The organism is Pseudoalteromonas sp. P1-7a, assembly GCF_001401855.1.
Classification (GTDB): Bacteria; Pseudomonadota; Gammaproteobacteria; order Enterobacterales; family Alteromonadaceae; genus Pseudoalteromonas.
Window position 1 is genome coordinate 161,648 of sequence record NZ_LKDU01000001.1, and the last position, 26,989, is coordinate 188,636.

General features: G+C 40.1%; 22 protein-coding genes. 4 read left to right on the forward strand and 18 right to left on the reverse strand.

Going from position 1 to position 26,989, the window contains the following annotated elements; translation table 11 throughout:
- Positions 1-396: 396 nt before the first annotated feature.
- Positions 397-1,557, forward strand: a complete 1,161-nt coding sequence (locus AN389_RS00765) for a GGDEF domain-containing protein (protein WP_055013610.1) — start codon at positions 397-399, stop codon at positions 1,555-1,557.
- Positions 1,558-1,614: 57 nt separating this feature from the next.
- Here AN389_RS00765 and asd read toward each other — a convergent pair whose 3' ends face one another.
- The 16 genes from asd to AN389_RS00845 form a co-directional block, all read right to left on the reverse strand.
- A complete protein-coding gene (gene asd, locus AN389_RS00770; RefSeq protein WP_055019018.1) occupies positions 1,615-2,754 on the reverse strand; it encodes an aspartate-semialdehyde dehydrogenase in 1,140 nt (379 codons plus the stop codon).
- A 366-nt stretch (positions 2,755-3,120) separates the two neighbouring features.
- Positions 3,121-5,838 carry a TonB-dependent receptor plug domain-containing protein gene (locus AN389_RS00775; RefSeq protein ID WP_055017079.1) on the reverse strand — a complete coding sequence of 906 codons (2,718 nt, stop codon included), beginning with the start codon at positions 5,836-5,838 and terminating at the stop codon, positions 3,121-3,123.
- A gap of 95 nt (positions 5,839-5,933) precedes the next feature.
- Positions 5,934-7,535, reverse strand: coding sequence for a hypothetical protein (locus AN389_RS00780; protein ID WP_055013613.1), 1,602 nt, complete (start codon positions 7,533-7,535; stop codon positions 5,934-5,936).
- Between the two features lie 300 nt (positions 7,536-7,835).
- A complete protein-coding gene (locus AN389_RS00785) occupies positions 7,836-9,158 on the reverse strand; it encodes a lipopolysaccharide assembly protein LapB (protein WP_055019019.1) in 1,323 nt (440 codons plus the stop codon).
- Between the two features lie 33 nt (positions 9,159-9,191).
- Positions 9,192-9,797, reverse strand: coding sequence for an energy transducer TonB (locus AN389_RS00790; protein WP_171042071.1), 606 nt, complete (start codon positions 9,795-9,797; stop codon positions 9,192-9,194).
- Positions 9,798-9,809: 12 nt separating this feature from the next.
- Positions 9,810-10,223, reverse strand: a complete 414-nt coding sequence (locus AN389_RS00795) for a biopolymer transporter ExbD (protein WP_055013616.1) — start codon at positions 10,221-10,223, stop codon at positions 9,810-9,812.
- 51 nt (positions 10,224-10,274) lie between these two features.
- Entirely contained in the window at positions 10,275-10,802 is a 528-nt protein-coding gene (locus AN389_RS00800) for a MotA/TolQ/ExbB proton channel family protein (protein ID WP_055013617.1), read from the reverse strand.
- Between the two features lie 3 nt (positions 10,803-10,805).
- Entirely contained in the window at positions 10,806-12,173 is a 1,368-nt protein-coding gene (locus tag AN389_RS00805) for a MotA/TolQ/ExbB proton channel family protein (protein WP_055019020.1), read from the reverse strand.
- Positions 12,174-12,183: 10 nt separating this feature from the next.
- On the reverse strand, positions 12,184-12,936 hold the full coding sequence (locus AN389_RS00810) for a DUF3450 domain-containing protein (RefSeq protein ID WP_055019021.1): 753 nt from the start codon (positions 12,934-12,936) through the stop codon (positions 12,184-12,186).
- Between the two features lie 231 nt (positions 12,937-13,167).
- Positions 13,168-13,782: a DsbA family protein gene (locus tag AN389_RS00815; RefSeq protein WP_055019022.1), complete on the reverse strand. Its 615-nt coding sequence runs from the start codon at positions 13,780-13,782 to the stop codon at positions 13,168-13,170.
- Positions 13,775-14,878, reverse strand: coding sequence for a GGDEF domain-containing protein (locus AN389_RS00820; protein WP_055017085.1), 1,104 nt, complete (start codon positions 14,876-14,878; stop codon positions 13,775-13,777). The genes AN389_RS00815 and AN389_RS00820 overlap by 8 nt, the downstream gene beginning before the upstream one ends.
- 627 nt (positions 14,879-15,505) lie before the next feature.
- On the reverse strand, positions 15,506-16,759 hold the full coding sequence (gene fucP / locus AN389_RS00825) for an L-fucose:H+ symporter permease (protein WP_055019023.1): 1,254 nt from the start codon (positions 16,757-16,759) through the stop codon (positions 15,506-15,508).
- Positions 16,760-16,837: 78 nt separating this feature from the next.
- Positions 16,838-17,731 carry an ABC transporter substrate-binding protein gene (locus AN389_RS00830; RefSeq protein WP_055013623.1) on the reverse strand — a complete coding sequence of 298 codons (894 nt, stop codon included), beginning with the start codon at positions 17,729-17,731 and terminating at the stop codon, positions 16,838-16,840.
- Positions 17,732-17,820: 89 nt separating this feature from the next.
- Positions 17,821-18,333 (reverse strand): RNA methyltransferase, encoded by a 513-nt coding sequence (locus AN389_RS00835; protein ID WP_055013624.1) that lies wholly within the window; start codon positions 18,331-18,333, stop codon positions 17,821-17,823.
- Complete coding sequence (locus AN389_RS00840; protein ID WP_055013625.1) at positions 18,333-18,845, reverse strand: YcgN family cysteine cluster protein; 513 nt, start codon at positions 18,843-18,845, stop codon at positions 18,333-18,335. Before AN389_RS00840 ends, AN389_RS00835 begins: the two co-directional genes overlap by 1 nt.
- Before the next feature lie 96 nt (positions 18,846-18,941).
- Complete coding sequence (locus tag AN389_RS00845; RefSeq protein ID WP_055017087.1) at positions 18,942-20,783, reverse strand: DUF885 family protein; 1,842 nt, start codon at positions 20,781-20,783, stop codon at positions 18,942-18,944.
- A gap of 152 nt (positions 20,784-20,935) precedes the next feature.
- On the opposite strand from AN389_RS00845, the gene AN389_RS00850 reads away from it, so the two are divergent.
- From AN389_RS00850 to AN389_RS00860, 3 genes are all read left to right on the forward strand, one after another.
- Positions 20,936-22,207 carry an amidohydrolase family protein gene (locus tag AN389_RS00850; protein ID WP_055019024.1) on the forward strand — a complete coding sequence of 424 codons (1,272 nt, stop codon included), beginning with the start codon at positions 20,936-20,938 and terminating at the stop codon, positions 22,205-22,207.
- Between the two features lie 209 nt (positions 22,208-22,416).
- Complete coding sequence (locus AN389_RS00855) at positions 22,417-24,834, forward strand: TonB-dependent siderophore receptor (protein ID WP_055019025.1); 2,418 nt, start codon at positions 22,417-22,419, stop codon at positions 24,832-24,834.
- A 154-nt stretch (positions 24,835-24,988) separates the two neighbouring features.
- On the forward strand, positions 24,989-25,540 hold the full coding sequence (locus AN389_RS00860) for a GbsR/MarR family transcriptional regulator (protein WP_004586357.1): 552 nt from the start codon (positions 24,989-24,991) through the stop codon (positions 25,538-25,540).
- A 54-nt stretch (positions 25,541-25,594) separates the two neighbouring features.
- On the opposite strand, the gene AN389_RS00865 is transcribed toward AN389_RS00860, so the two are convergent.
- Together AN389_RS00865 and AN389_RS00870 are read right to left on the reverse strand one after the other, a co-directional pair.
- Positions 25,595-26,611 (reverse strand): lytic transglycosylase domain-containing protein, encoded by a 1,017-nt coding sequence (locus AN389_RS00865; RefSeq protein WP_024031714.1) that lies wholly within the window; start codon positions 26,609-26,611, stop codon positions 25,595-25,597.
- Positions 26,604-26,891 (reverse strand): YcgL domain-containing protein, encoded by a 288-nt coding sequence (locus AN389_RS00870; RefSeq protein ID WP_004586359.1) that lies wholly within the window; start codon positions 26,889-26,891, stop codon positions 26,604-26,606. Before AN389_RS00870 ends, AN389_RS00865 begins: the two co-directional genes overlap by 8 nt.
- Positions 26,892-26,989 lie beyond the last annotated feature (98 nt).

Genomic DNA, 26,989 nt, shown 5'->3' on the forward strand with positions numbered 1-26,989 from the left:
AAGACTCAATCAATTTGCTGAGCGATAGATGTTGCTACAAGCGTTAACATTTTAATTAGAAAAAATTAAATAACGCGTTTTTGCATCGCCGAGAACATGTGCTCACTCTCAAAGAGATAAGTTGATTAAAGCAATTGGTATAAATAACTCGGTTTAAGTAAAAAATACCTGCAAAAGTGAATTAAATACTCACAAAAAGCTGAAACCGAACGAATAAAGGTATATCACAATACTGTGAGCAAAAGGCATACCACGAGGCACAATACATAAGTATTAGCTAAATTCACTCAATACATAAACATTTACAAAAGCGACGGCTAAAAACACCTAACCCACTCGAATAAACTTATAAGCTCAACTACAGTAAAAGATAACTTACACAAGAACATAGACTCTATGAGCCCAATATTTTTTATTTTAATTACTCTTTTGCTAACCAGCATTATTTGGTCTGTTATATTTTTAATGGCGTGGTTTACACTAGGTAAAAAGTCGTATGCTTTATTTTGGGCTGGCGCGTTTATACTTTCTGCATGCCAATGGGGGACTATTTTATTGCGGTCTCACTTCGACTCAGACACCCTCTATTGGATGACAGGGGTCAGTTTATCTATGGGGTCTGTAATTTTGGGAACTTGGGGACACGCTATTCGAGCTCGAAGTCCTATTAATTTAAGGTATTTATTAGCATTAGCTGTAATTACCTTGGCCTCAGTTTATTATTATAAAGCCGTAGATGTTCATATAGGCTTATCCATGTCGTTGTATATTTATTACGATATTTTACTGCTACTGATCAATGCCGTCATCATCATAAAACATAAAGCTAAATCGCTACCTGCCGAAATTGGAGCTGCCATTACTTACACTGTGTGTGGAGTGTGTTTATTTATTGCTGCGACGATTGCACTTATGCAAGGCAGCCAAGTAAACCAAGCTTATTTAGATTTATACACACTCATTAATTTTATCACAGTCCCGACTGCGCATGTCGGTATGGCGGTGTTTATTATTTTTATAATGGCTTCAGACTTAGCCCAAGAAATGCAAAAACTGGCCATGACTGATGTACTCACACAGTGTATTAACAGACGTGGCTTTTACGACATTGGCCAACAAAAAATTGAATCTCAACTTGGCTGTAAACAGCATGTATCCCTTATATATTGGGATATAGACTCATTTAAAAATATAAATGATGACTATGGACACGCCGCAGGAGACGAAGTGCTAGTCCAAGCAACTCAGCGTATAAAAATGTGTTTACAAAAAGACGATATTTTTGCTCGACTAGGCGGAGAAGAATTTGTCATTCTCATAGCTAGAGACTCAGAACTAAAAGCAAAGCAGTTTGCTGATAAACTGCGAGAAACTCTTGCGAGTAAGCCTATTGAATACGAAAAGCAATGCATAAATGTTACGGCAAGCTTTGGGGTGATCAGCATTAAGTCTGTTAACACGCCAATTGATAAAGCAATAGATTTAGCCGACAAAGCTTTGTACATAGCAAAGCACGAGGGGAAAAATAAAGTAGCGTATGCAATGCCACTTAACTAAAAAGAGTTAGCAATATGCTAACCCTTTTTTAAAACATACCAGCTTATAATGCAGCAGTTATTCACCATCTACAATAATGCGCAGCATACGACGAAGTGGCTCTGCCGCACCCCATAACAGCTGATCGCCCACAGTAAATGCGCTGATGTATTTAGGGCCCATAGCAAGTTTACGAATACGCCCAACAGGAATACTTAATGTTCCCGTAACTTTAACTGGTGTTAAGTCGGTAGCACTAATTTCGCGCTCATTAGGAATCACTTTAACCCACTCGTTATGCGACGCTAAAATTTCTTCAATTTTTTCTACGCTAATATCTTCACGTAATTTAATGGTCATCGCTTGGCTATGACAACGCATTGCACCAATACGTACACATAAACCATCAATGGGCACTGGCTGTTTAGAGGAGCCTAAAATTTTGTTCGCTTCAACTTGAGCTTTCCACTCTTCTTTAGATTGGCCACTTGGCATTGGCACGTCAATCCAAGGAATTAAACTACCGGCTAGCGGCACGCCAAATTGGTCTTGTGGTAAATCGCTTGAAGCCATTTTGTCGCTCACTATTTTATCAATTTCTAAAATAGCTGAACTTGGGTTATCTAGTTGCTCGGCAACGCTTGAATGAATAGCGCCCATTTGTGCAATAAGTTCTTTCATATTACGAGCGCCGGCACCAGAGGCCGCTTGGTAAGTCATTGGGCTTACCCACTCAATTAGGTCTTGCTCAAACAAACCACCTAAAGCAAGTAGCATTAACGATACGGTACAGTTACCACCCACAAAAGTTTTTACGCCTTGCGCTAAACCTTGTTCAATGACATCTTTATTTACAGGGTCAAGTACAATAATGCTGTCATCAACCATACGAAGTGCAGAAGCTGCATCAATCCAGTAACCATCCCAACCCGATTCGCGTAATTTAGGGTAAACCGCTTTGGTATAATCACCACCTTGACAGGTAACAATAATATCCATTTTAGCAAGTTCATTTACATCACTTGCATCTAATAACGGTTTTGCGTCGCCCGCAATATCTGGGCCGAGTTGCCCAGCTTGTGAGGTGGTGAAAAAGGTGGTGTCGATATGAGCAAAATCACTTTGCTGTTGCATACGTTCTAATAACACAGAGCCAACCATGCCACGCCAACCGACTAATCCTACTTTTTTCATTGTTTTTTCCACTGTTTGATTCATAAAAGATGCCTTAATACATTAAAAATTAAAATTCATTGCGTGAGAATTAATTTTTATTAAAACCAATCATATTAAGTTATTAATCATTTATAGCGGTAAATTAATAGCGAGATAACAAGGCATAAATTTTTATATGTAGCTGTTATACATCAAAAATTTATAACGCCGTTCACGTTTTATTTAGCACACTAGAATAACTAGATATTTAAGTTGATTAGTATAGAGCTAACCTACCACCCCAAGCGCCCTAAAACTAGTGAATAAAGCGAAACTTAAATATTTTTCATAGTCATAAAAAAGCCCTGTATTAAATACAGGGCTAATCGGTAGTTAGGTTTTATTATACCCCCTTCCTTGGGAAGAAAATTAAAACTCGTAGCTGTAACTTAAATCAAACGTTACACCTTGCTCTTTTGAGCGCACTATAATGTCTGATTGTGTTACCTCTTGATCTTCATCGAGTAAGTTTTTAACTTTAAACTTAATCTTAGAATTAAAATCAGGGTAATAAGTATAAACTAAATCCAGTGAGTGAAATGGTTGCTCATACGCATCATCTCTATTAGCAACACCGGCTGCTAAAATTCGCTCACCAAATACGTTATAAACTAATGAACTGCTGTGCATGCCATCTAATGAATCGTAGTTTAATTGTAAATTAACTACATATTCAGAGTGGCCCGTCATACGTTTTTTAGGATTAGTTAATGTACCCGCAAGTGCTGGGTCAATAGACGCTTCAGAATCACTCAATGTGATATTACCGCTAGTAAATAGGCCTTCACTTACAAAGGTTAAGTCTTGTAGCCATTCAGCTTCAATACCATAAACTTTTGCTGTTTCACCATTTATAAACGATGCTGAGTAATCTTCATCACCAATGTTTAAAACTGTTTCTATTGGCGCTGTAATATCTTTATAAAACGCCGCTACGCTAAATGAATTACCAGCTTGTCCGTAATATTCATAACGTAAGTCGTAGTTTTTAATTGGGCTACTTTTTATACCTGTGCGACCAAACGTTCTAATGTCGGTCAATGGGTCGTAATATGTAACTGGCACTACTTCACGAAAATCAGGGCGTACTACTGTTTCGCCGTAACCTAAGCGCACCTGGTAATCATCGCCCCCTATATAGGTAACAGATAGTGCCGGATACCAATCATCGGAAATAACAGAGCCTGCTTGAATTTTGTCTGGATCGTAAAAGGTATTTAAATCTTCTTCATCAAAAATAAGGCTCGATGTACCGATAGAAGATTGTTTAAATTCTTCATAACGAATACCACCGCTTATTCTTATCCATTGATCATAAAACACATCAAACGACGCATAACCTGCATCCACCTTTTGCGCAGCAACGTAATCATCAGCATCTGGGGCTGTTGGCTCATTAAAATCAACTAACACAGCGTTATTATCAATAAAATCGTCAGTTAAAAAGCCACTATTATTAAGCGCATCATTGCTACCATCATTTATTGAAATACCTGAGCCACCACTATTGTTTATAGCAAAGCTTGAGGTATTAAATATCCGGGCTCTGTCAGAAAAATCGTAACCAACTTTAAACTCAACTTCCATAGACTCAAAGCTAAGCGGCAACGTTAAGTTACCACCGTACGATTTAACACGCTCTTCCATATTGGTGTATGACATAATTACACGGTTATCATCCCCTGTAATAGTCGAGCCGGCATAGCTGCCATCACTATTATAAGTGTCACGAAACTCAAAATCGGCACTGGTAGGTATATCAGTCGTTGCTTTAGCTTCGGTGTACTGCCAATCGGCACCAATACCAAAATAATCTAAAAAGGTATGTTGGCCCATAACTTGAGTAATGTTCAATTGGCGTTCTTCGTAATTAAACTCATGATTACGGTTTGCAATCCCATCACCCGCAATACTAAACGTAGAACTACCCGCAGGGCTTTGCGAAATAGCAATTTCAGACTCATCTTCATTATCAATAATGTAAAGCTGTTGAGCAGAAATACTGTGCGTACCTAAACGGTATGACAAGCTTAATGAACCGTTATAACTTTCGGTTTCCGTTGTCACTTGCGAATTTTTGACTGTGTTGTAACACGAGTTACTCACATCTTCACTGGTCGCTAACGAGGTTGTACAATCTACATTGCCTTCTTCGTTTTCCAAATCTTGGGTGATAACTGAGCTAAAACGTTCTTCAAAATCCCATTCGTTTTTGTAAGCACCTGCCAGTAAAAACCCAACCTTGCCACCAAAATAGCTCTCTTCAAAGCTATCACCATAATGGGCTTTAATATTATAACGCGGGTCTAACGACTCTTCTTTTAACTCATAATCGCGAGGAAGCGACTTTAAAAGTGCGTTATTAACAGCGGTTGCTTGTTCTGCACGTGTTAAATCGCCATCTTCAAAGCCTTCACGACTAACAATATTGCCAATACTAAAATCACCACGGTATGTTGAAATAGCCTGTGATAACTCACTTGGAATGCCACTTTCGTTACGATTGTAGGTAAAGCCATCACTTGATGCCGTATCGTAACCTGCACCTACTTCAATGCCTGCGGTAAATTCACTCGGGGCGGTTTTAGTTCTAATATCTATATTACCGCCACCAAACGCTGCTGGCATGTCTGGAGAGTAAGCTTTTTGAACAGCCATACTTTCAATAATACTGGCAGGGAAAATATCCAGCGGAATAACGTTACGGGTTAAATCTGGGCTTGGTATGTAAGCGCCATTTAAACGCGCACTAGAGTAACGCTCACCAAGGCCCCTAACGTAAATAAACTTACCATCAACAAGTGTTAGGCCTGTTACTCGACGAAGCGCAGATGCTGCATCACTGTCGCCCGTGCGTGATAATTGTTCAGAGCCTAAAATATCGGCAACAAAGGCTTGATTTTTACGTTCTTCTACAACTGCCGCAGCGCTCCCTTGTAAACGCGTACCTACAGCAACAACTTCTTCTATTTCTTGTTCGTTTGTTAACTGTTCATCGGCTTGTGCAGCAATTAAGCTAGTCGAATGAGCGACTAAACCTAAACTAATTGCCCAGGTAATATGATTGAGTCTATGCTTTTTAGACATGAGATAATCCTAATCAGGTTATACAAAAGAGGCGCCTGACGCTTAAATAACAAGCCACAAGGCGCCTTTAATCAGAGGTTATAATGGGGTGCTATTTAGTCAGCATTTGCTGCTGTAACAGCCGCTTCAACCCATTTATACCAGCTAGAGTCTGTATCCTGATCCGATACCGCACCAATGTAGTTTACGCTTTCAAAAAATGAATCGCTTGTGCTTAAGTCTGTTGCTGTAACCGTTACTTCGCTCGCCGCGGTGTTCGTTGCAAAACCGTTATCTGCAAGTACTGCAACATCATCAGTTAAGATTTGGTTAGCACCATCATTTTCAAACCACGCTGTTTTTGTTTGACCTTCTAATGGGCCGCTTGCAAACGTATCTGTATCAGTAAAGTTTGCAGAACACGCCATTACAGAGCTTGTGAATGAGATTTTATCTGCTTGTGCTTCACCATCGCCCGAGAACTCAATACATTGCGTGTTAGTTGCGTTTTGCTTAACGATAACTGTGTTGTAAATGCTTGAATTAAATTGGTCATCAAACTTGTAAGCTTGTGAAGGGTCGTCATCACGTACCGAGTTACCATCTGTAGTTACAACCGTTACATTGGCCACCGTTGGGTTAGATGGAGACACTTGATCGGTAGAAGAACCTTTAACACCATCAGACTCAAAGCCATTGTTACCCATGTTAACTACAGTGCCGTCATTTAAAGTTACAGTACCGTGTTGAACAAATAAGTACTGAGCTTTACCTTGCCAACCTGCGTCAAAGTCAAACGAATCATCTTGTGTATCTGTTACCGCTACGTGTTTAAGCGTTGTAGCACCGCCAAAAATTTCAATACCGTCATCAAAACCTTGGTGAATGTGTAGGTAATCAAACTCAGAACCAGAGCCAACTGCATTGAGTGTTAGTGAATTCAAATCATCGCCTTCACCACCAACGCGAGGGCCTGAACCTGCGTACCAAATTTTAGCCCATTTAATATTACCGCTAGAGTCTGCATTATCGTTACCACCAAAGTAACTTGTAATACCTTCAGAGGCTACGTTACACGTACCACCGTCACGCTCTGCATCAGTACATTGGTCAGTAATGCCGTTACCATTAATGATGATACCGCCCCAATCTGCGTAGCGTGCGCCTTCGCCTGCTGTATCAAAACGGTCAAACGCGTTTGCAGAAGTAAATACAACCGGCTTTTCTTCAGTGCCTACTGCTTGAATTTTTGCACCACGTGCAATGCGTACAATTGCTTCACCTGAGCCAAATGCTAAAACGGCACCTGGTTCAACAGTCATTGTTGGACCATTTGCTGGTACTTCAAAGCCATCTACAGTGCTGCCGTCTTCGCCAATTTGTAATGCATCTTCAAAAACGTGAACACCGCCATCAGGTAGCTCAGCGAAAGTAATGTTGCTTGTGATAGAAATTGTTTTACTTGCAAACGAGTCGTTGTATAAACAATCAATGCCACTTACTACGCCTGTTACCGTACCTGCATCTGATTCGTAGCTTGCACAAACAGTTTCTTCTTCAGTTGTTGAACCAGTTGTATTGTTTGAATTATTAACACTGTTATCTGTTGTTGAGCTGTTATCGTTTACAGTAGGTGTAATTTCGATATCGCCACCACAGCCAGCTAGTGTCATTGCAGTTGCTACTAGGCTGACCTTAAATAAATCAGATAATTTCATTGTTCACTCCGTTAAAGTATTTAATTATTTTGTTAGTGCATTAAGTAAAAACTTAAGTCACTTTAAGGCACGATACTCATGCATTAAGGTGACCTGAGTTATCGGATGCAAATAAGATACTGTAGGGATATGACAAAGCAGTTACACTTTAGTAACCATAAGATGACAATAGTAATTAATTAAAATTCAAAAACTTAAATATTTTAGCAACGAAAAAAACCGCCCTAAGGCGGTTTTGGTGTTGCGATTATGAAATAGTTTTGCACGCGTTACTTTTTAATGAGTAAAGCGCTTTAAAATTTACAATAAAGCTGTTTTGAGAGTTTCTGCATGCACTTTTTCACGCTTTACATATTTGATCCACTGTTGTGCCAAACGCTGAGATTTTTTATGTTTTTCAGCCTGTTCAAACGCTAAAATTGACGCATCAAAATTTTGCATGTTGTACTGCGCCATACCTAACGCAACGTAAGCATTTGATTCAAAATCAAGACCGCCTTTATCAAGCGCTTTACGCGCAGCATCAGCGGCTTCTTCGTATTGCTCGGTGTTAACGTAAACTTCAGCTAGGCGTTGATCGTACTTACCATGCTCTGATAGGTCAGCCGCTTTTGCAAAGTAGCTAATCGATTTTTCATCTTCTTTAGCTTGAATCATGGCCTCTGCAATAAAGGCATAGTTTTTCGCTGATTTTTCTACAAGGCCTTTTTCTATCGCATCACTCATTGTTTTAGCTGCTTTATATGCCAGGCCGTTATAAAGGTAAGTTTGCGATAACTGCCTCAAGTCAGACTTGGTTTTTAAAAAGCCTTGTTGATACGCCGCTTCTATTACGGCGAGTTGCTCTTTTTCTTTGCCGGTTTCTCCGTACATACCAGCTAGCTGAACCCAATACTCTGGTTTATTGTATAGCTTCACCATACGTTCAAGCACAGCGACTACTTTGTCAGTTTGATTAAGTGAGTAATACATAGCACGTTGTAATACAAGCCAGTTTTCTTTAGGGGTTTTACCTTCGCTGTCACTAAGCGCAATCACTTGATTGATGTACTCAAGCCCCTTTGAGTATTCTTTTAACTGGTAGTAAGTTTGCGCTCTAAGTAGGTAATACCCTTCAGTAATCGGTTTGGTATTTATTTCATCCCACTTATCTAAAAACGCAATTACCTTTTTATACTCACCATTCGCCATTGCAAGCTGCGCTAAGCTAAACGTGGTGCTTAAACGTAATGATTCAGGAATAGCCTCCTCGGCTACCACTTTTTCAAACGAGGCAATCGCTTTTGGTAAATCATTTTCGTTGTAATAAATAAAGCCATAAAAGTTATGCATCATCGCAATTTCGTACGAGTTCATACTAGACGCTCGCTCTTGAATGCTATCAAGTGCTTCAAGGCCGCCTTTTACATCGCCATCATCAGCGAGCTTTTGCGCACGAGCGAGCTGGCTATATACCTTTTCGCGCAGTGCGGGGACACGTTTTGTTTTTTGCTCAGCATGGGCAATGGCTACGTTTAGCCCAGGCATAAGGCTGAGTGTACTTGGCACCACAATACTTGTACTCACGGCAGCAGTACAAAATAACGTTATTTTTAAAAATTTAGCTGTAGGTAGTAATTTCATAATCGCCTCGCTATTTCATCCAATTAAGATATGTTAACCATTAATTTGGAAAGATATTTTGTTTTGAACACCGGCTACTTCAACGGCTTCACCATTTACTACACGCGGTTTATATTTAAATTTAAGTGCGGCATCCATCGCTGCTCTATCAAACAGTGACTCAGGAACCGCTTTTACTACTTGAGGGTCGCGCACTGTGCCTTGCTTAGTTACTGTAAATTCCACAATGACATAGCCTTCAATACCACGCGATAACGCACGACGCGGATACACAGGGGCTACTTTTACAATGGGTAGGTATTCACCATCACTTGTTTCAAGCGCTAATCCACCTGCTAAATCAACATCGCTGCTTACATCGGCACCAAAATCAAAATTATTGCTGGCCGCGTTTGCATCATTATTTTGCATTTGCGGTGACTCCATAGGCGGTGGTGGCTCTTTTGGAGTGGGTGGCTTTTGTGGTTTACGTTCTTTCTTTTGTACGGTTTCTTCTTTTTTCAAACGTACAAAGTCTAAAACGTTTCCTTTTACTGGCTCCGACATGGCACCTTCACCACCGGTGATCAGTGCCTGCATGCCCAAAAACAGCATAAAGGTCACTACACCCGCCACTATTAATGCTACTAAATATCGCAACATGACTAACCCTTAAGACGCATCTTGTGCAGCAATTGACACATCAAATGCACCCGCAGCACGCGACGCATCCATTACTTTTATTAACATATCAGTGGTGGCTTTTTTATCAGCCTGAATGACCACGCTCCCTTGTGGGTTTTCAGCTTTTAATCGCTCAATATTCGCTTGCACTGCACGTACATCGATTTGACGTTTATTAATCCAAATTTCGCCCTTATCAGAAATAGCCACTAAAATATTGGCGCGTTCTTTTTTAACCGCTGTTGCGGCTTCTGGGCGGTTTACATCAATACCGGCTTCTTTTACAAATGAAGCGGTAACAATAAAGAAAATAAGCATGATAAATACAACGTCTAGCATTGGGGTCATGTTAATTTCTTCTGCGTCATCTTCTTGAAATAGATTTCCTAATGGGGCTCTCATCATTATTCTCCTAGGATGAGCGACTCTATAAGCCGCTTATCAAAATATTACTTAATGGTCTAAAACCATGCTGTCTTGTAGTAGTTCAACTTCGCGCTTGGCTTTGCGCTGTAAAAACGTAGAGGCAAATACACCCGAAAGTGCACCCACCATACCTGCCATGGTTGGAATAGTGGCTTTAGAAACACCTGATGCCATAGAGCGCGCACTGCCCGTACCGGTAATAGCCATTACATCAAATACTTCAATCATGCCGGTTACTGTGCCTAGCAGGCCAAGTAGCGGACACAATGCAACCATTACATTTATCAGCGCTAAGTTGGTGTCTAAACGCATTGAGGCACGAGAGATCATTGCCTGGCGAATTTGTTCAGCATTCCAGCTATTGCGCTCAGCACGGTTTTTCCACTGCGCTTTTAGCTTTTGCTTGTAACGACTAAAACCTTTGAAAAAATATATAAATCGCTCGAGTATCAATAACCACATCGCGAAGATTAACACCCCGATGACCAAGAGGACTTGGCCACCAGTGTCGAGAAAATCACGGATAGCATTGATTGAGTCAATCAATAGCACCATGGTTTATGCTCCCTTCTCGCTTCGCTGTGCAATAATACCTGCGCTTTGCTCTTGAATAGTAAGCAAAATGTTTTTAGCGCGGGTATTAAGTAGGGTATATAAAAATACCGTAGGAATTGCGACAACTAAGCCTAGCACCGTTGTTACCAATGCTTGCGAAATACCACCAGCCATTAGTTTAGGGTCGCCTGTACCAAATAATGTGATTGCTTGGAAAGTGTTGATCATACCGGTAACGGTACCGAGTAAACCTAGCAGCGGTGCCACTACTGAAATAATTTTAATAAGCGTTAAATTACGCGTTACTTTTGGCATTTCACGTAAAATTGCCTCGCTTAATTTAAGCTCTAATGTGTCGTGGGCCACATCAGGAAACTGATCTTTTACTTTCATTACGCGGCCAAGTGGGTTGTCATCGCGTGCTACATCATCTTTAAGCTGACGACGTACTTTACCGCCAATAACCAGTAATGAGAAAAAACGCTCAAGTGAGATAAGTAAAGCAATGACACCTACACCCAAAATAACATAACCGACTGTGCCACCTTGATGTACACGCTCTTGCGTATCGGGTGCTTGCACTAATAAGCCTAAAATTGAGCCACCCGTTGGGTCAAGCGCAAACTGTACGACACCGCTTTTAGCATTTTGTAATTCCTGTGCAGTTGCAGTAAAACGTGCTACAGGCTGGCGATTTAACTCGCTTAAGGTATTTGTTACTGGGTTAAATTCTAGGTATTTACCGTTAGAGATTAAGTTAAAAGCACCTACACGCACCACTTCTTGTTGTGCTTTTTCACCACCTTGTACAATTACATCGGTAGTAAAGCGACTAACTTTGCCTTGCTCTGTCATTTCGCGTTGTAGCTCAAACCATACTTTTTCAATATCTTCGATAGAGGCAAGCTTTGAAGTAGAACCCATTTTTTGAGCAAGCTCATCCATAAAAGTACTACGACCCGAAATTTCAGCTGATACCACAGAAGTTGCAAACTTATTGCTAGAATCCCCTGCAACTTGCTGAAGCACGCCAAATAGCTCTTTTAAAGAACCCATTCGTTTAGACAGTGTATCTGTTAGGTTAGCAAGTTTAATTTCGTTTTCTTCAAACTGTGTTTCTAAGCGCTCAGACTCGCCAAGCATTTGATTACGCTTTGCTTGTATATTGTTAAGCATTTGCACTTGTTCGTTTTGGCGCGCCATAAATTCTTGTTCGCGTTGCCTGTTTTGCGCGCTTTGAGCCGATTTGCCTTCTTCAAGTGTTTTTAATAGTGAGTCTAAATTCATAGGCTCAGCTGCCACACTTGCGCCTGCAAAGCTTAGGCTTGCAGCAAAAAGGGCCATTTTTGTCATTTGAGTAAACAGTTTCATCTTCAACCTCTTATTCTGCTGCGTGTACTGGCAGAGTTAACATATCTGGGGCAAGCTGCTTACGCGCGATGCGTAAACCTTTATTAATTTGACTAATTGTGGAATCTGGTAAAGTAGAAAACGACTTAGTGTCGTTATCCCAACTACCAGCTTGCTTACCATCACGTGTTAAATAAATAAGCTCTAAGCGGCCAATGCGTAAAAAGTCTACTTCACGCTCTTTACCATCTACCGTTAGCAGTGAGGTGTAGGCTTCAATAGTGCGTCCATAATCAACTTCTACTTGGTATGCTTCTAATACGCGGCGGAATTTTTCGCTTGAGTTAATATCTGCACGTTCCATCATGGTGTTTAAAGAGCGAATACGCTCAGTGCGCTCTTCTTGCAAAAATGGCACATCAAGGGCTACAAATTGCTCAAGCCCTTCAATCATGCGCAGCATTAGTGGGGTGATCTGGCGTTCAATAATAGAGACTTGATCCATTGATAGATTAAGTGACTCCATTTCTTCAATTTGATTATTTAACTGTTTAGTTAATTGCGCGTTATAAACAGTTAAGCCATCGATTTCTTTATTGAGGACTTTAAACTGTTGAAGACGTCCTTGCATTGAATCAGCAATCTTGTCTATTTTTGTTTGTGATTGCGCAGCTGATTTATTTATTTCACTGCTTTTATCGATAACCTTTTCTAAATCATTGGCATGCACTGCAGCACTTGCTGCTACAATACCTGCTAAGATCAATGGTTTAACGCCTTTCATCGCATACACCTTTACTCGTTAATTAGCGGATTTGCTAGTTTGTTTTTTTAGCCTAAACTGACTTCTTTTAGGCTAAAGATTTTCAATGAGTGAAATTGTATAGAGGAATAATGACAGGCATGTTGCGCAAAAAAGTCTGTTTTATTACAGCTGTAACAAAACAGACTCACTGTGAGTATTGAGGCGATATATACTGGGTAAAACAGTAAATAGATGTAACGTGTTAGCCCATTAGGCCAATAAACGATTAATCGTGTTTAGGGTTTGCTGATGGTCGGTGTAATTTATTTTAATTGCAATGGCTTTATTATCAGTTATTAATACTAACGAAGGAAAGCCTTGTATTGGCAAACTTGCATTAAATGCTAACTCCGCATGTAATTTCTGATTCAAAGCCTCTGAGTAAAGCTCTTCAAAAAACTGTTGTTTATCTAAGCCGATTTTTTCAGCTAAGGTAATGAGGGTACTTTCATCAGATGGGTTTTGAGCATGCAGATAATAAGCATGTTGAATTGCCTCTATCATTTGTGGCTCTTTATTATGCGCTCTGGCAATAATTGCTGCTCTGCAGGCTGGATAAGTCGAGCGCCTTGGCTGACAAACCTGCCAAAAATCAAAATTAAACTGTGTTCCCAACATCGCACTAATTTTATGCCACGTGCTTTGGAGCATGGCGCGCATATTTTCTGGCATCGGCTCTTGGCTATCTGGCGCAAGCCCCCCTACTCTGTATTCTATTGTCAGCTGCGAAGACAGCGCAGCTTTTAGCTTTAACCACGTTGGTTTATAGCCCCAACACCAACTGCACATAGGGTCATGTACATAAATAAGTTTAGTTTTACTCATAGGGCTCCTGCGTGTGTTTTGATACAACTCGATTTCGGCCTCGCTCTTTGGCAAGGTATAAGTATTCATCTGCCTGTTTAAGTGCTGCGCTAAAATGTTCCACGTTATCCACCTGTGCCACACCTATACTACAGGTAATAAATACCCGCTCATTATCATCTGTTAAGATAGCTTGCTTTGCGACACACTGTTTAAAACTATCGGCTATTTTTGTAGCTGCTGAGGCCGTTTCCTTAGGTAAGATAACCACAAATTCTTCACCGCCATAGCGTGCTTTGACTGCAGAGCTTGGAAATTGTGAGTCGAGTAATTTTGTAAACTCAATCAATACAATGTCACCAAAATCGTGGCCATAGGTGTCATTTAGTCGTTTAAAGAAATCCAAATCAAGTAATAAAATAGAAAACGGCAGGTATTTTTCAGGCGTTTTAGCGGCTAATTTTAAAAAGTGAGCAGAGATAAAACGCCTGTTCGCGCCACCCGTAAGCTGATCAGTATAGGCATCTTGCGTTTGTGCAAGCGTTATATCGGCAATGGCCAAGTGGCTTTTAAACCGAAAGTATTCGCCAATAAACGAAAAAATAAATACAAGCGTAAACGACGCTAAAAAACGAGACTTTTCAACGCTACCATAAGCAACTTGCCCAAAATCAGGTCCGTACAAAATAACGCTGCAACACAATAATAAACCTAAGCCAAGCCTACAGCCATGCTTTACGCCTAATGCTGCAAAGCACACCACTGGGTAAAACATAAGCCAATAAAGCGCTGTATTTTCTTTCCCTCCCGTGTAAGTCAATGCCACACACATGATAAATACAATACACATACTTATTAATGCAACCATTTCAAGTTTGGCCGTTTTTATAAAATAAAAAGCGCCACTAATAAGGGTAATGTTTACCGCTATTAACGAAACAGTGAGTATGGGCGAATACACCTTGTAGTTAAACACCACCAACATGGAGATAACAATAATAGCAATGGCTATCATGGTAAATAACGAAAACGCTTGGCGCTGTTTATCCGAGCTATACACCTTATCGATGTTGATAAGGCTTAACCAACTTTGTCCTGACACTGATTTTTTTGCCATATTTTAAACTCTAAACTTTTGAACCACGTGTGCTAAATTGCAACTTAAGTTTAGTACATTCAGTATAAGTGTTTTTTTAAATTTTTTGTGCGGTAGCGACGGCAAAAGCTTAATACTTAAAAACGCTTTTTAGCACTGATTTTTGCCCACTATAACTAATCATACTTTGTTTCACTGATCCGATAATGGTTTTGTACTGGTGAATAGTTGCCAAACTTAACAATACAATTTTTTGCATTTACACGGCGCACTGCTAACCACTTGTATGTAATTTTTGAAGCAATGCCTATTTAATTGGCCGAAGCCGATTTCGAGGAGTTATTTATTGATAAGGCCAAAGAAACAAAACGGTGCGAGTTAAAGTTGGGTGAGTACAGCATGAACGCCTTTTTTAATTATTTGTTATAGCGTGTATTTTTAACAAATATTTAAAGGTGTGTCGCTAATAACAAGTTAGATAAGCTCTATTTGAACTTAAAATAAGAATAAAGAACCAGCTATTTGATAATACATACTGAATATACGACATTATTTACGGTCAAAACTAAATTTATTGGAACGTTCCTGCAAATTTGTTATAAAAAAGCGACTGAATACGTATTCAGTCGCTCTTACATACAAGCGTATTTACCATTTTTTAGCTAAACGAACCACGTTCAAGCCATACCAAGCAATAAATACGTAACACACTAGCGGAACAAAAAAGCTTTGCTGTATATTAACAACATCAGCAATGTACCCTTGTAATAAAGGCACCAATGCCCCGCCGACAATTGCCAAACACAACCAGCCAGACCCCTTACTAGTCAATGATCCTAAGCGCTCTATAGCAACAGAAAAAATAGTTGGGAACATAATTGAGTTAAATAAACCAATTGCAAGAACCGCGTACAGCGCAACATTACCTTGTGTAAATATAGTCACAAGTAATAAGGCAATTACCATACAGGCATTAAAAGCCAACGCTTTTGAAGGCGCTATCTTTTGCAGTAAAGCTGAGCCAATAAAGCGACCAACCATAGCTCCGCCCCAGTAGTAGCTGATTAGTGCGGCAGCAGCGTGTTCTTCAAGCCCTGCTATATGCGCTTCACCAAAAAAGTTAACTAAAAAACTACCAATAGCAACTTCACCACCTACATAGCAAAAAATAGCCAGTACACCCATTGTTAAATGGGGTGCTTGTGTTAATGAACGAGTTTCATTAATTGGGTTATTTTCTTCTTTATGCCCTTCTATGTCAGGCAATTTAATAAAGGCGAACACAATCGCAATAATCAGTAAGGCCGCTGCTAACATTAAATAAGGGACTTTTACAGATTCAGCGCTTGCAGCACTGGCCGCTAGTGTTCCCGCTGTACCAAAAAAGAGTATTCCCCCAACATACGGGCCTACTGTTGTACCTAAAGCATTAAGCGCTTGCGCTAAATTTAGCCTTGATGACGCGGTTTTTTCAGGCCCTAAAGCAGCTACGTACGGGTTAGCAGAGACCTGCAAAACAGTTACACCGGCAGCAAGTACAAATAATGCACCTAAAAACAACCAGTATTCATGCACCACTACTGCAGGGTAAAACAGCATACAGCCAATTGAGGCAACCACTAGGCCGGTTAGTATGCCTTTTTTATAACCTAATTGTTTAACCAATATTCCGGCCGGAATAGAGACAATAAAATAGGCGCCAAAAAAGCAAAACTGTACCAGCATTGCTTCAAAGTAAGTTAGGTCAAAAACGCCTTTAAGACGAGGAATTAGTACGTCGTTTAAAACAGTAATAAAACCCCATAAAAAAAACAGTGTGGTCATTGCAGTCAGCGGTAACAGGTAATTTTTATTTTGTTGCTCTTTGACCGCAAATGATTGATTGGTATTTATTTCACTCACGTCATTTTCACTCCATTAACAAGTTGAAAATGATTTTACACGTTTAAGGCATATTAAAAGCACAAAATAATTGGAACGTTACAATAAACCACATTCATTCATTAAGGTTTTTTTGAGCCTTTGTGTTTCGCCACTATTTTTAAACTTGTACAAAGCCGTATTAATATCTTCTAGAATAGATAACCAATTAGGCGTTTTTTTGCTAATAGCAAAGTAGAGGGGGTTAAACTGAATTGGGTGACTTTCTGGTTCAATAGCACTGAGTAAAGCCTGTTTCTCGTTATCGGGTAAAGAGGCATATTTAACCGAGTAAATCAGTACAGCGGGATCGCCTATAATTAAATCCACACGCTCAGCCGCCAGTAATTTTACAAGCTGTAAATCATCAACGGCGTTAATAATAATAAATTCGTTATTATCCATCATGGCATCAAACTCAGGCGTATTTTGATAGCCTCTAACTACCCCAATACGCGAGCCCTTTAATGACTTTAAATTGCCATTAAACCTATCGGGCTCGCCTCTGCGTTTTAAAAAGCCTATATTGCCGCCTTCAAACGAATTAGAAAGGCCAAGTAATTTTCGACGAGTTTGGTGTGGTACGTAATCAGAAGGTGCGGTATCTTCGATAAAGTATTCTGGCATTAATATATCTGCTTTACCTAGTTCAACGGCACGAACAGCTCTTGCCCACGGTACAAATTCAATGTAAACGCTATAGCCAGCACTGTTAAATATAGATACGGTAAATTGATACACCCACCCTTTATTACACAGTTTGTTACCTATGTAAGGCGGCCAATCTTCAGTAACAACGTGAATAGTTTTAGTGCTGTTAGGTACGCTAAATAAATAACCTGATTTATAGCGCTCACCTGTTACAGTGTAGGATGTATCGTCCTGCATGTAAGTCACAGGGACCTGAGCAAAGCAAAAAGGTGAAAGTAAAAACAAAACTAACAATATGCGCATAGTTACACTTTATTTGGAATATTTCCCTAAAGTGTAGAACTAAGTACGCAAAGTAAAAGAAATTTTATTAAGATAGTTTTGCTCGAAGCTTAGGTTTTATCCCACTTCATTTTATTATTGGTATCGCGCGAATTAATAATGGTTGAATCACTGCTCTCTACACCACCGAGCTTTGCTAAACGGTCGTACAATACGACATTACAAGTAGCAGCAAGGTTCATACAGCCAATAGTTGGCACGTACACGACTTCATCACACCATTTTAAAACATCTTTTGGTATAGAGCCGTCTTCAGGGCCGAATAAATAAAATGCATTTTCTGGGTGCTTAAAATCAGGCAAAGGTGTCGCGCCTTCAATGAGTTCAATAACCACAACAGTTGCACCTTCTGGTTTTACGCTTTGTAGATTATCAGTGGCATTTAAGGGGATCCGCTCAACAACGTTTTTAGTATCGGTATGAAATTTTTTAGCGTTTAAATAACGGCTACCGGTAAAGAAAACTTGCTTTGCATCGTAGCAACCCGCAGCACGTAAAACACCGCCTACATTTGTAGGGCTTTTAGGGTTTATTAGACCTATGCTAGCTTTTAAGTTGCTCATTAATCGCAATCCTTAGTGGGCCACTCAGCTATGTATAAATCAAAGTCATCAAGCTTTACGTCACAGTCTTTTACTGTTTTATCTTTAACGGATATACCTAACTCATGCATTTGTGATTTTTCGCCATTGTTTAAAAGCGGGTGCCACGATGCTAAACCACGGCCTTCGTGTAATCGGCGATAGCTGCAGCTTTGCGGCATAAAAAAGATATCTTTAAGGTTGGCTTTGGTAAGCTTTACACATGAAGGAACAAGCGTCTGGCGGTTTTCGTATTCGCTACAACCACAAGTGTTGTTATCAAGATATTGGCAAACAATGTTAGTGAAAATAAGCTCTTCACCTTCGCGTAATTGATCCGTAGCGGTAAACTCGTCTTCATCCTCACTGTCAATAAAGGTGTTTAAACAACATTTTCCGCAACCATCACAAATCGCTTCCCATTCGTTTTGGTTCATATCGGCTAAACTTTTTTTAAGCCAAAACTGTGTATTTGCTAATTCTTGATCAAACATAATTTACTCGCGCCCCTAAAGAGCGCGCATTCTAACGTATTGCAGCTATACGCGCAAAGCCCGTGCTTTTATCAACACGGGCGTTCGTGTATTGTTTTATTTCTGCGTAGCAACCCAACGTTTAATTTTTTCTTCTAAAATTGGCATTGGTAGTGCGCCGTCAATCAGTATTTGAGTGTGGAAGGCTTTAATATCAAACTTATCGCCTAGCGCCTTTTTAACGTAATCACGCAGCTGCTTAATTTTAAACTCACCTAACTTGTACGAAAGAGCTTGGCCAGGCCATGCTATATAACGCTCAACCTCTGCAATTACATCGCTTTTAGCCATAGATGAATTAGCTAGCATGTAATCAATCCCCTGCTGACGAGTCCAACCTTTTGCATGAAAGCCAGTATCAAGCACCAAACGCATCGCTCTAAGTTGCTCATCCGCTAAACGCCCATACCACATATAAGGGTCGGTAAATAAGCCAAGTTCTTTACCTAAGCTTTCTGCATACAATGCCCAACCCTCAGCAAATACGGTGTAGCCACCAAACTTTCTAAAGTCGGGTAAGCCTTCTATTTCTTGCTGTAGGGCAATTTGAAAGTGATGACCCGGTGCAGCTTCATGTATAGAGAGTGTTTCAAGCAAAAACTTTGGCTGTGCTTTTAAATTAAACGTGTTTATATAAAAAATACCGGGGCGTGAACCATCGGGTGCTGGGGCCGCATAAGATGCGCCCGCAGCAGATTGCGCTCGATATGGTTCAACCGCTTTAACAACATAGGGGGCTTTAGGGGCAATATCGAATAATAAAGGAACACGTGCATCTATTTTTTGCTTAACATCTTCATACGCAGTTATTAATGCCCTTGGCGTGTCGTAATAAAACTCATCTGAATCACGTAAGTGCTGAAAAAACTCAGCCAATGACCCATTAAATCCAACATCCTGTTTTACTTTTTTCATTTCATCTAAAATGCGTGACACTTCACTTAACCCAATGGCGTGTATTTCATCCGCAGATAAACTCAATGTGGTATTTTTTTTAATTTGGTATTCATACCATGCTTTACCATTTGGTAAATCACTATAGCCAACCGTTGTACGACTATTAGGAATGTATTCATTAACTAAAAAATCACTCATACTTTTATAAGCAGGTACTAATTGCGTCATAATAAGTGAGCGGTACTGCGCTGTGATCGTCTCTTTTTGATCTGAGGTAAATGATTCAGGGAAGTTTTTAATCGGTCCCCAAAATAAAGAGTCTTCAGCACGTTTAACAACATGCGCTGCAAATTGCGGCTGTAGTTTTTTAGCTAAAGGTTTTGGTAAAGAAATACCTTGCTTTAAACCTTCCCCCATTGAGCGTTGAACACTTGCAAGCCAAGCTACAAAACCTTCGCTGCGCTTTATAAAATGACTATAATCTTCGGCTGTATTAAACGGTTGTGCGCTTTGCCCTGAGCCAAAACCCGCAAAGGTATTATGCGCGCCTGCCATTTGGTTTATTGGTAGCATGTAAGATGGAAATTGCATGCCTTCCAAATTAAGCGCCAAATCTCGCGCTAGTATTTCGTAACTTAAAAGTGCCTGCCCTGTTAATTGCGATTTATCAATAAGGGCAAGGCGCTGCTGGTACTTTTTATAAAAAGCGGTTTTTTTAGCTCGATTTTTAGATGAAATCTCTGGGGTAAACTTATCGTTGAATTCACTGCGACCACTGTAGGTTGCATTAATAGGTTTAAAGCTCAGTAACTCGTTATAATATTGGGCTACAAGCACATCTAATTGCTGCTCATAAGAAAGCTCTGAAACAATAGCTGCGGGTGCGTTTGACGTGTTTAGCTGTGCACTACTACCTGTGTTATTACTGGTTTGTGTGTTCATACAGCCGCTTAATGCAAACATAACGCCACTAGCAACTAAGGCAAGTTTAATTGATTTCATGATAATCCTTTTTAGTATCGTCAGCCGATTATGCGCATTTAACCTGCGTTAATAAAGTAATTACGATAAATGGGGATTAACCTATTATATTTACACTTTTATATTAGGTTGTTACATTTTAATTAATGAACCGCCACCAGAAGAAAAACACAATGAAAAAAAAGCTACTCAGCGCCTCCATTGCACTTATGTGTTTAGGAAGTTTTAACGCGCAAGCCCTTACTTATGTAACTGCTAAAGCATTAATAGATGTAAAAACAGGTGAGGTTATTCACTCCCCCCTGCTCACAATAGATAATGGGGTGATAACCGAGGTTACACTAAACAAAAAACCAAAAATAACCAAAGATGATCAGCATATTGATTTACCCGAGCTTACTTTAATGCCGGGACTTATGGATATGCATGTTCATTTAACTAGTGACCCAACAGTATCGCGAAGTGAGCGTTTAAGTCAGTCGGTACCGCGCATGGCCATTAAAGCCGCGCACTTTGCTAAAAAAACATTGCTTGCTGGTTTTACTACCCTCAGAAATGTAGGAGCCGAGGGCTATAGCGTGATTGCAGTGCGTGATGGTATTAACGCCGGAGATATTGTAGGCCCGCGTATTTGGGCAGCTGGCCCTTCGCTTGGGATCACAGGCGGACATTGCGATAATAACCGTTTACCACCAGAGCTAAAATACACTTCAACAGGGGTAGCCGATGGCCCATGGGCTGCACGTGTAAAAGTACGAGAAAACATAAAGTATGGCGCTAATGCCATTAAGTTTTGCGCCACGGGGGGCGTTTTTTCTAAAGGTACAAAAGTGGGTGTACAGCAGTATTCATTTGAAGAAATGAAAGCAATTGTAGATGAAGCCCACATGCGTGATTTACCTGTAGCCGCTCACGCACATGGCACAAGTGGTATTAAAACAGCTATAAAAGCCGGCGTAGATAGTATTGAACATGCCAGCTTTTTAGATGATGAAGCCATCACACTTGCTAAAAAACATGGCACGTGGTTATCAATGGACATTTATAATACAGAATACACACTGAGCTTTGGTGAGCAAAATGGGGTAGATGAAGAAAACCTCAATAAAGAACGTCAAGTGTCTAAAAAGCAGCGCGACAGCTTTAACCGCGCAGTAAAAGCCGGTGTAAATATGGTATTTGGTACCGATGCTGCTATTTACCCTCATGGCGATAACGCCAAACAATTTAGCCGTATGGTTAAATTTGGCATGAGCGAACTAAAAGCAATACAAGCTGCCACCATTAACAGTGCAAAGCTATTAAAAATGGATAATAAACTGGGTCAGCTAAAATCAGGGTTTGCAGCCGACATTATTGCAGTAAAAGGTAATCCACTTAAAAATATCTCTGTGCTTGAGCGCATTCCTTTTGTTATGAAAGCAGGCGTTGTTTATAAAAAATAGTCACTAATTAATGTATTATTTTACAAAAGCATGAAAGCTTACACTTTCATGCTTTTTATTTATAGCATTAATTTAACCTTAAATTTACTTTTTAGAGCAATAACTCACCTACCGCGCAATTAATTTCACTTTTTTAGAATTTTTTATTCACTTAACGAATAATAACTATTACTATTCGCACACTTTATGGAATGCGAATAATTATCAATATGAAAAAGTTCAAATACTCTCTTGTTACACTTGCGTGTTTAAACGCATCATTAGCGGTTGCTGCAACAACGGCTGAAAAAGACATTGAGCGCATCAGCGTTTACGAAAAGCAAAACCAAGTTGTAATGAGCTCAGGCCTTGCAACTAAATCAGACATGTCGTTAATGGAAACACCGGCTCCGGTTGTTATTATTGACCGTGAACTTATAGAGTCACAAGGTGTAGATAGCCTACAAGAGCTTGTACGTAATGTAAGTGGTTTAACTCAAGCCGGTAATAACTACGGTATAGGCGACAATTTAGTCATTCGTGGTCTTGATGCTAATTACACTTACGATGGTATGTATGGCGGTGCAGGCTTAGGTAATACATTTAACCCAACTCGTTCACTCACTAATGTTGAGTCGGTTGAAGTACTTAAAGGCCCTGCTACCGGTTTATATGGTATAGGCAGTGCTGGTGGTGTTATAAATCTGATAGAAAAAAAGCCTGAGTTTGAAGAAAAACATAAAATATTTGCCGAACTTGGCCAATGGGATAGTTATTCACTTGCCTTTGATAGCACCAATGCGATTACCGATGACCTAGCGTATCGCGTAATGGCTAAAACGGCCTCAAGCGATGGCTTTCGTGATTTAAAAGAAGACCGCGACGAAATTTATACCTCGCTTAAATACATACTAAGTGACAATCAAGATATCATGCTCTCTGCAGCCTATATTAAAGACTCAATTGCAGTAGATTCTATTGGCCACCCTATTCGAATTTATAACGCAGAAACCGCCAATGGTTTAACTGCAGGTGAAGTAACTGGCGCAGATTTAGTAAATGACCCATCTGGTAATGGTGTTCAATTAACTGCGGCTCAACAAACACAATTGGCAGATTCGCTTTCATCAACCGATGGCCTTACCCCGTACGATTTTGGTACTAACGGTATTATCTCTCCTATGGCGGACGATAATGAAGGTGAAGAGCTTCGCTTTAAGCTAACCCATAATTACTTTATTACAGATGATTTATTTTTAAATCAGCAGTTACAGTACCGTAACTACACATCAAGCTTTGCTCGTCAAACTGGTGCGTTTAATTATGTGTATTCAACACGCGATGGCATTATAAATAACGACCCGCGTGCCCCGTTAGTTGAAGACGGTGTACTTTATCCATTTGCAGCGCGACGCCAAGAATACCGTCAAGTAGAAGCTGATGAAAAGTCATGGCAGTATTTCTTAGATTTACGCTATGACTTTATGTTAGGCGACGTAGATAACGAATTACTGGTTAATGCAAACTACGAAGACAGAGACATTCGCTTTAAACAGTATTCTATTTACGATGCAGACAAAGTTATTTACGACAGCGAAGGAAATGTACTGTATCAGGGCACGCTGCCATATATTTATGATATGCGCTCGCCAAATTGGCCAACAGGCAGTTTTGATGACTACGACCCACTAAAAACCAGTGACTACAATAAAAAAGTACAAGCGTGGGGCTTAGGTATTCAGCACGTAGGCTACATTACTGAGCAGCTTACAACCCGAGTTGGTGTTGCTTATAATCGCATTAAGCAAACATATGAGCACTATGGTGTAGATGAGCGTTATAGCTCAAGCCGCGCTGAACCAACGCCTGAAGCAAACACATCAGACAGTGGCTTAACTTATAACTTAGGCGCAACGTATCAACCTACTGAAAACTTTTCCGTGTTTATTAACCACGCTAAAGGCCGTACTGCCTACAGTGTATTAGGCTCAGTAGCAGGTACAGAGGCAGACCGTGAAGACTCTGAGTCTATCAGTAACGATTTAGGCTTTAGATTTAAAGCATTTGATGATCAGCTTTTAGCATCACTGGTGGTATTTGAAAGCGCGCGTACAAACCTTGAATACACAAACCCACTGTATGAAGCCGGTGTGTCTGGGCCTGATGTAGTAGAGAGCTACTACGATGGTGAAGAGCAAACCAAAGGCGTTGAACTCGATTTAAATGCGCACTTAAACGAGCAATGGAAAGTAAATGTAAACGGCGTATACCAAGATGCCCGCGATAAATCTAATCCAAATAGCAGCAGTTACGATACACGCCAAAAAGGCGTACCGTATGTAACGGCAAGTACGTGGGTTACCTACTATGCCGATATGTTTAACCTACCTGAAGCTGTTAACATAAGTGGCGGTATTACTTTTGTAGATAACAGAAGCACAAACTCTAGCTCGTTTAGTATTCCTGATGGCTATGTACCAAGCTACACGGTGTACGACGCAGCAGTTTCGTACACCACTAATAAGTGGCACATGCAGCTTAATTTAAACAATTTGTTTAATAAAAAGTACTACTCAAAAGCCATGTTTTTAGGTGGTATGCCAGGCGAAGAGCGTAATGCAAAACTAAGTTTTAGCTACACACTTTAACCCTGCCTAAGCAAGTAATTTACTCCTACTAAAAGTAGGAGTAAATTAAACTTAATCTTGATTTAATACTCTACAAAAGATACCAGGCTAAACGTTGCTATAATTTATAAGCGTGCTAGCATTACTTTCTGAATTTACTGAAACTTAAAAAGCTATGAGTCTATCTGAAAAAAACTTAGCCTTTGTTATGCACTGTGGTGAAATGGGCAGCCGTTGGGGTTTCAATCGCACGATTGGCCAAATGTGCGGTTTACTGATCATCACCAAAGAGCCCATGACCGCAAATGAGATTGCCGATGCGCTAAGTATCTCTCGTGGCAATGTAAGCATGGGAATTAAAGAGCTCCAGTCATGGCAATTAATTAAAGTGCATCATATCCCTGGTGATCGTAAAGAATATTACGCCCCAGCGGGTGAAATTTGGGATATGGCTAATCGCGTATTTGAAGAGCGTAAAAAGCGTGAAATAGACCCTACCCTAAGTTTGCTGCGTGATAACCTTTTAGACGAAGCAAACAACGAAGAAGAGCGCTATGCGCAAAAGCAAATGGGCGAAATCCACAACCTACTCGAAACGGTTACTAAGTGGTCTTCAGAGTTACAACGCCTAAGCCCAGAGCAGCTTAATAAGCTAATGAAGCTTGGTTCAGGAATTGGCAAGGTTATCGATTTAAAAGATAAAATATTTAAAAAAGAACATGATTAAACAAATAAAAAAAGCCGCATAGCGGCTTTTTTTTATTACACAACAGCGTATAAATTATATTTTTGGATAACCAATTCTATCTGATAGATAGCCCACGCTGGTGGCAAAGTAATATGAGCGGTTCCAGTGCATAAACACTTTGTAGTTATCGTACGCTAAGTACATACGCCCATTAATGTCATCGGGCATTACCAGTGCAGCGCGTACATCAACATTAGGTAAGTCAGAGCCGTCAGCTTTGCGTACACCCAGAGCCTGCCAGTCTGCAAGCGAGCGCTCTGAGTCGTTCCAATATTCCAACCATTGCTTACGTGTTTTAGTGCCACGTTTTAGCACGTATTTACTGTCAAAATTTTCAGGTAATTTTACCTGGCGACCCCAAGTTAGTGAGTCATCCCAACCTTCTTGTTTTAAATAATTGGCAATCGATGCAAATGCATCCTCTTTGGTGGTCCAAATATCTTTGCGGCCGTCGTTATTGTAATCAACGGCGTAGGCGTTAAATGAGGTAGGCATAAACTGAGTTTGCCCCATTGCTCCAGCCCAAGAGCCTTTAAATTTATCAAGCGTAATATGGCCTGACTTTAAAATATCTAATGCTGCCCAAAGCTGGCGCTTATAAAGTGCTTCACGACGACCATCAAAGGCAAGCGTCACTAGCGATGAAATAACATTATGGCCACCTTGTATTGTGCCAAAGTTACTTTCAAGGCCCCATAATGCCACTATAAAGCGTGCTTGTACGCCAAACTCTTTTGCAACTTGTTCAAGTACATCTTTATTTTCTGCGTAGAGTTTACGTGCACGATCAATTTTCCATTGCGGTACACGTTTTGGTAAGTAGGTTTCGAGGGTTTCTTTAACCTCTGGCTGGTTTTTATCAGCCGATACAACTTTTTCTTTGTATGAGGCAGTCGCAAATGCATCATCTATTAACTTGCTATCGTACCCTTTAGCAATGGCCTCTTGCTTTAAGTCACTTAAATAAGTTTGAAATTCGGCCTGCGTTTTAGCAACTACAGAGCCACTTAAACACACTGAGCATAAAATTACGGCTAACTTTTTAATCACTATCAACTCCGTTTTCTTTTCGTAATTGGCTAAGTAAATTTTCTTCCGGCGGTGGAATTTGCAAATAGTAACCCTTGTCTGGGTCAGCTAACGCTGCTTTTACTGTTTCAAGGTCGGCACCGCCTAAATGATCACGCTTTGCTAAATTGATAATCATTACATAAATAGGTTGACCAAACATAGCCAGTAAAGGTTCAGGCACTTTACTAAAATCATCTCTTTTTTCAACAAATAAGAAGGTATCCGCTTTTTTCTTACTTTTATATACCGCAGTGAGCATAATGGCCCTATTTAATCTTGCTTAACATTGCCGCACACTATAACATGAGAGTAATAATAAGTTAGAAAAATTAGATTAGAAATTTCATTAAAGGCCTT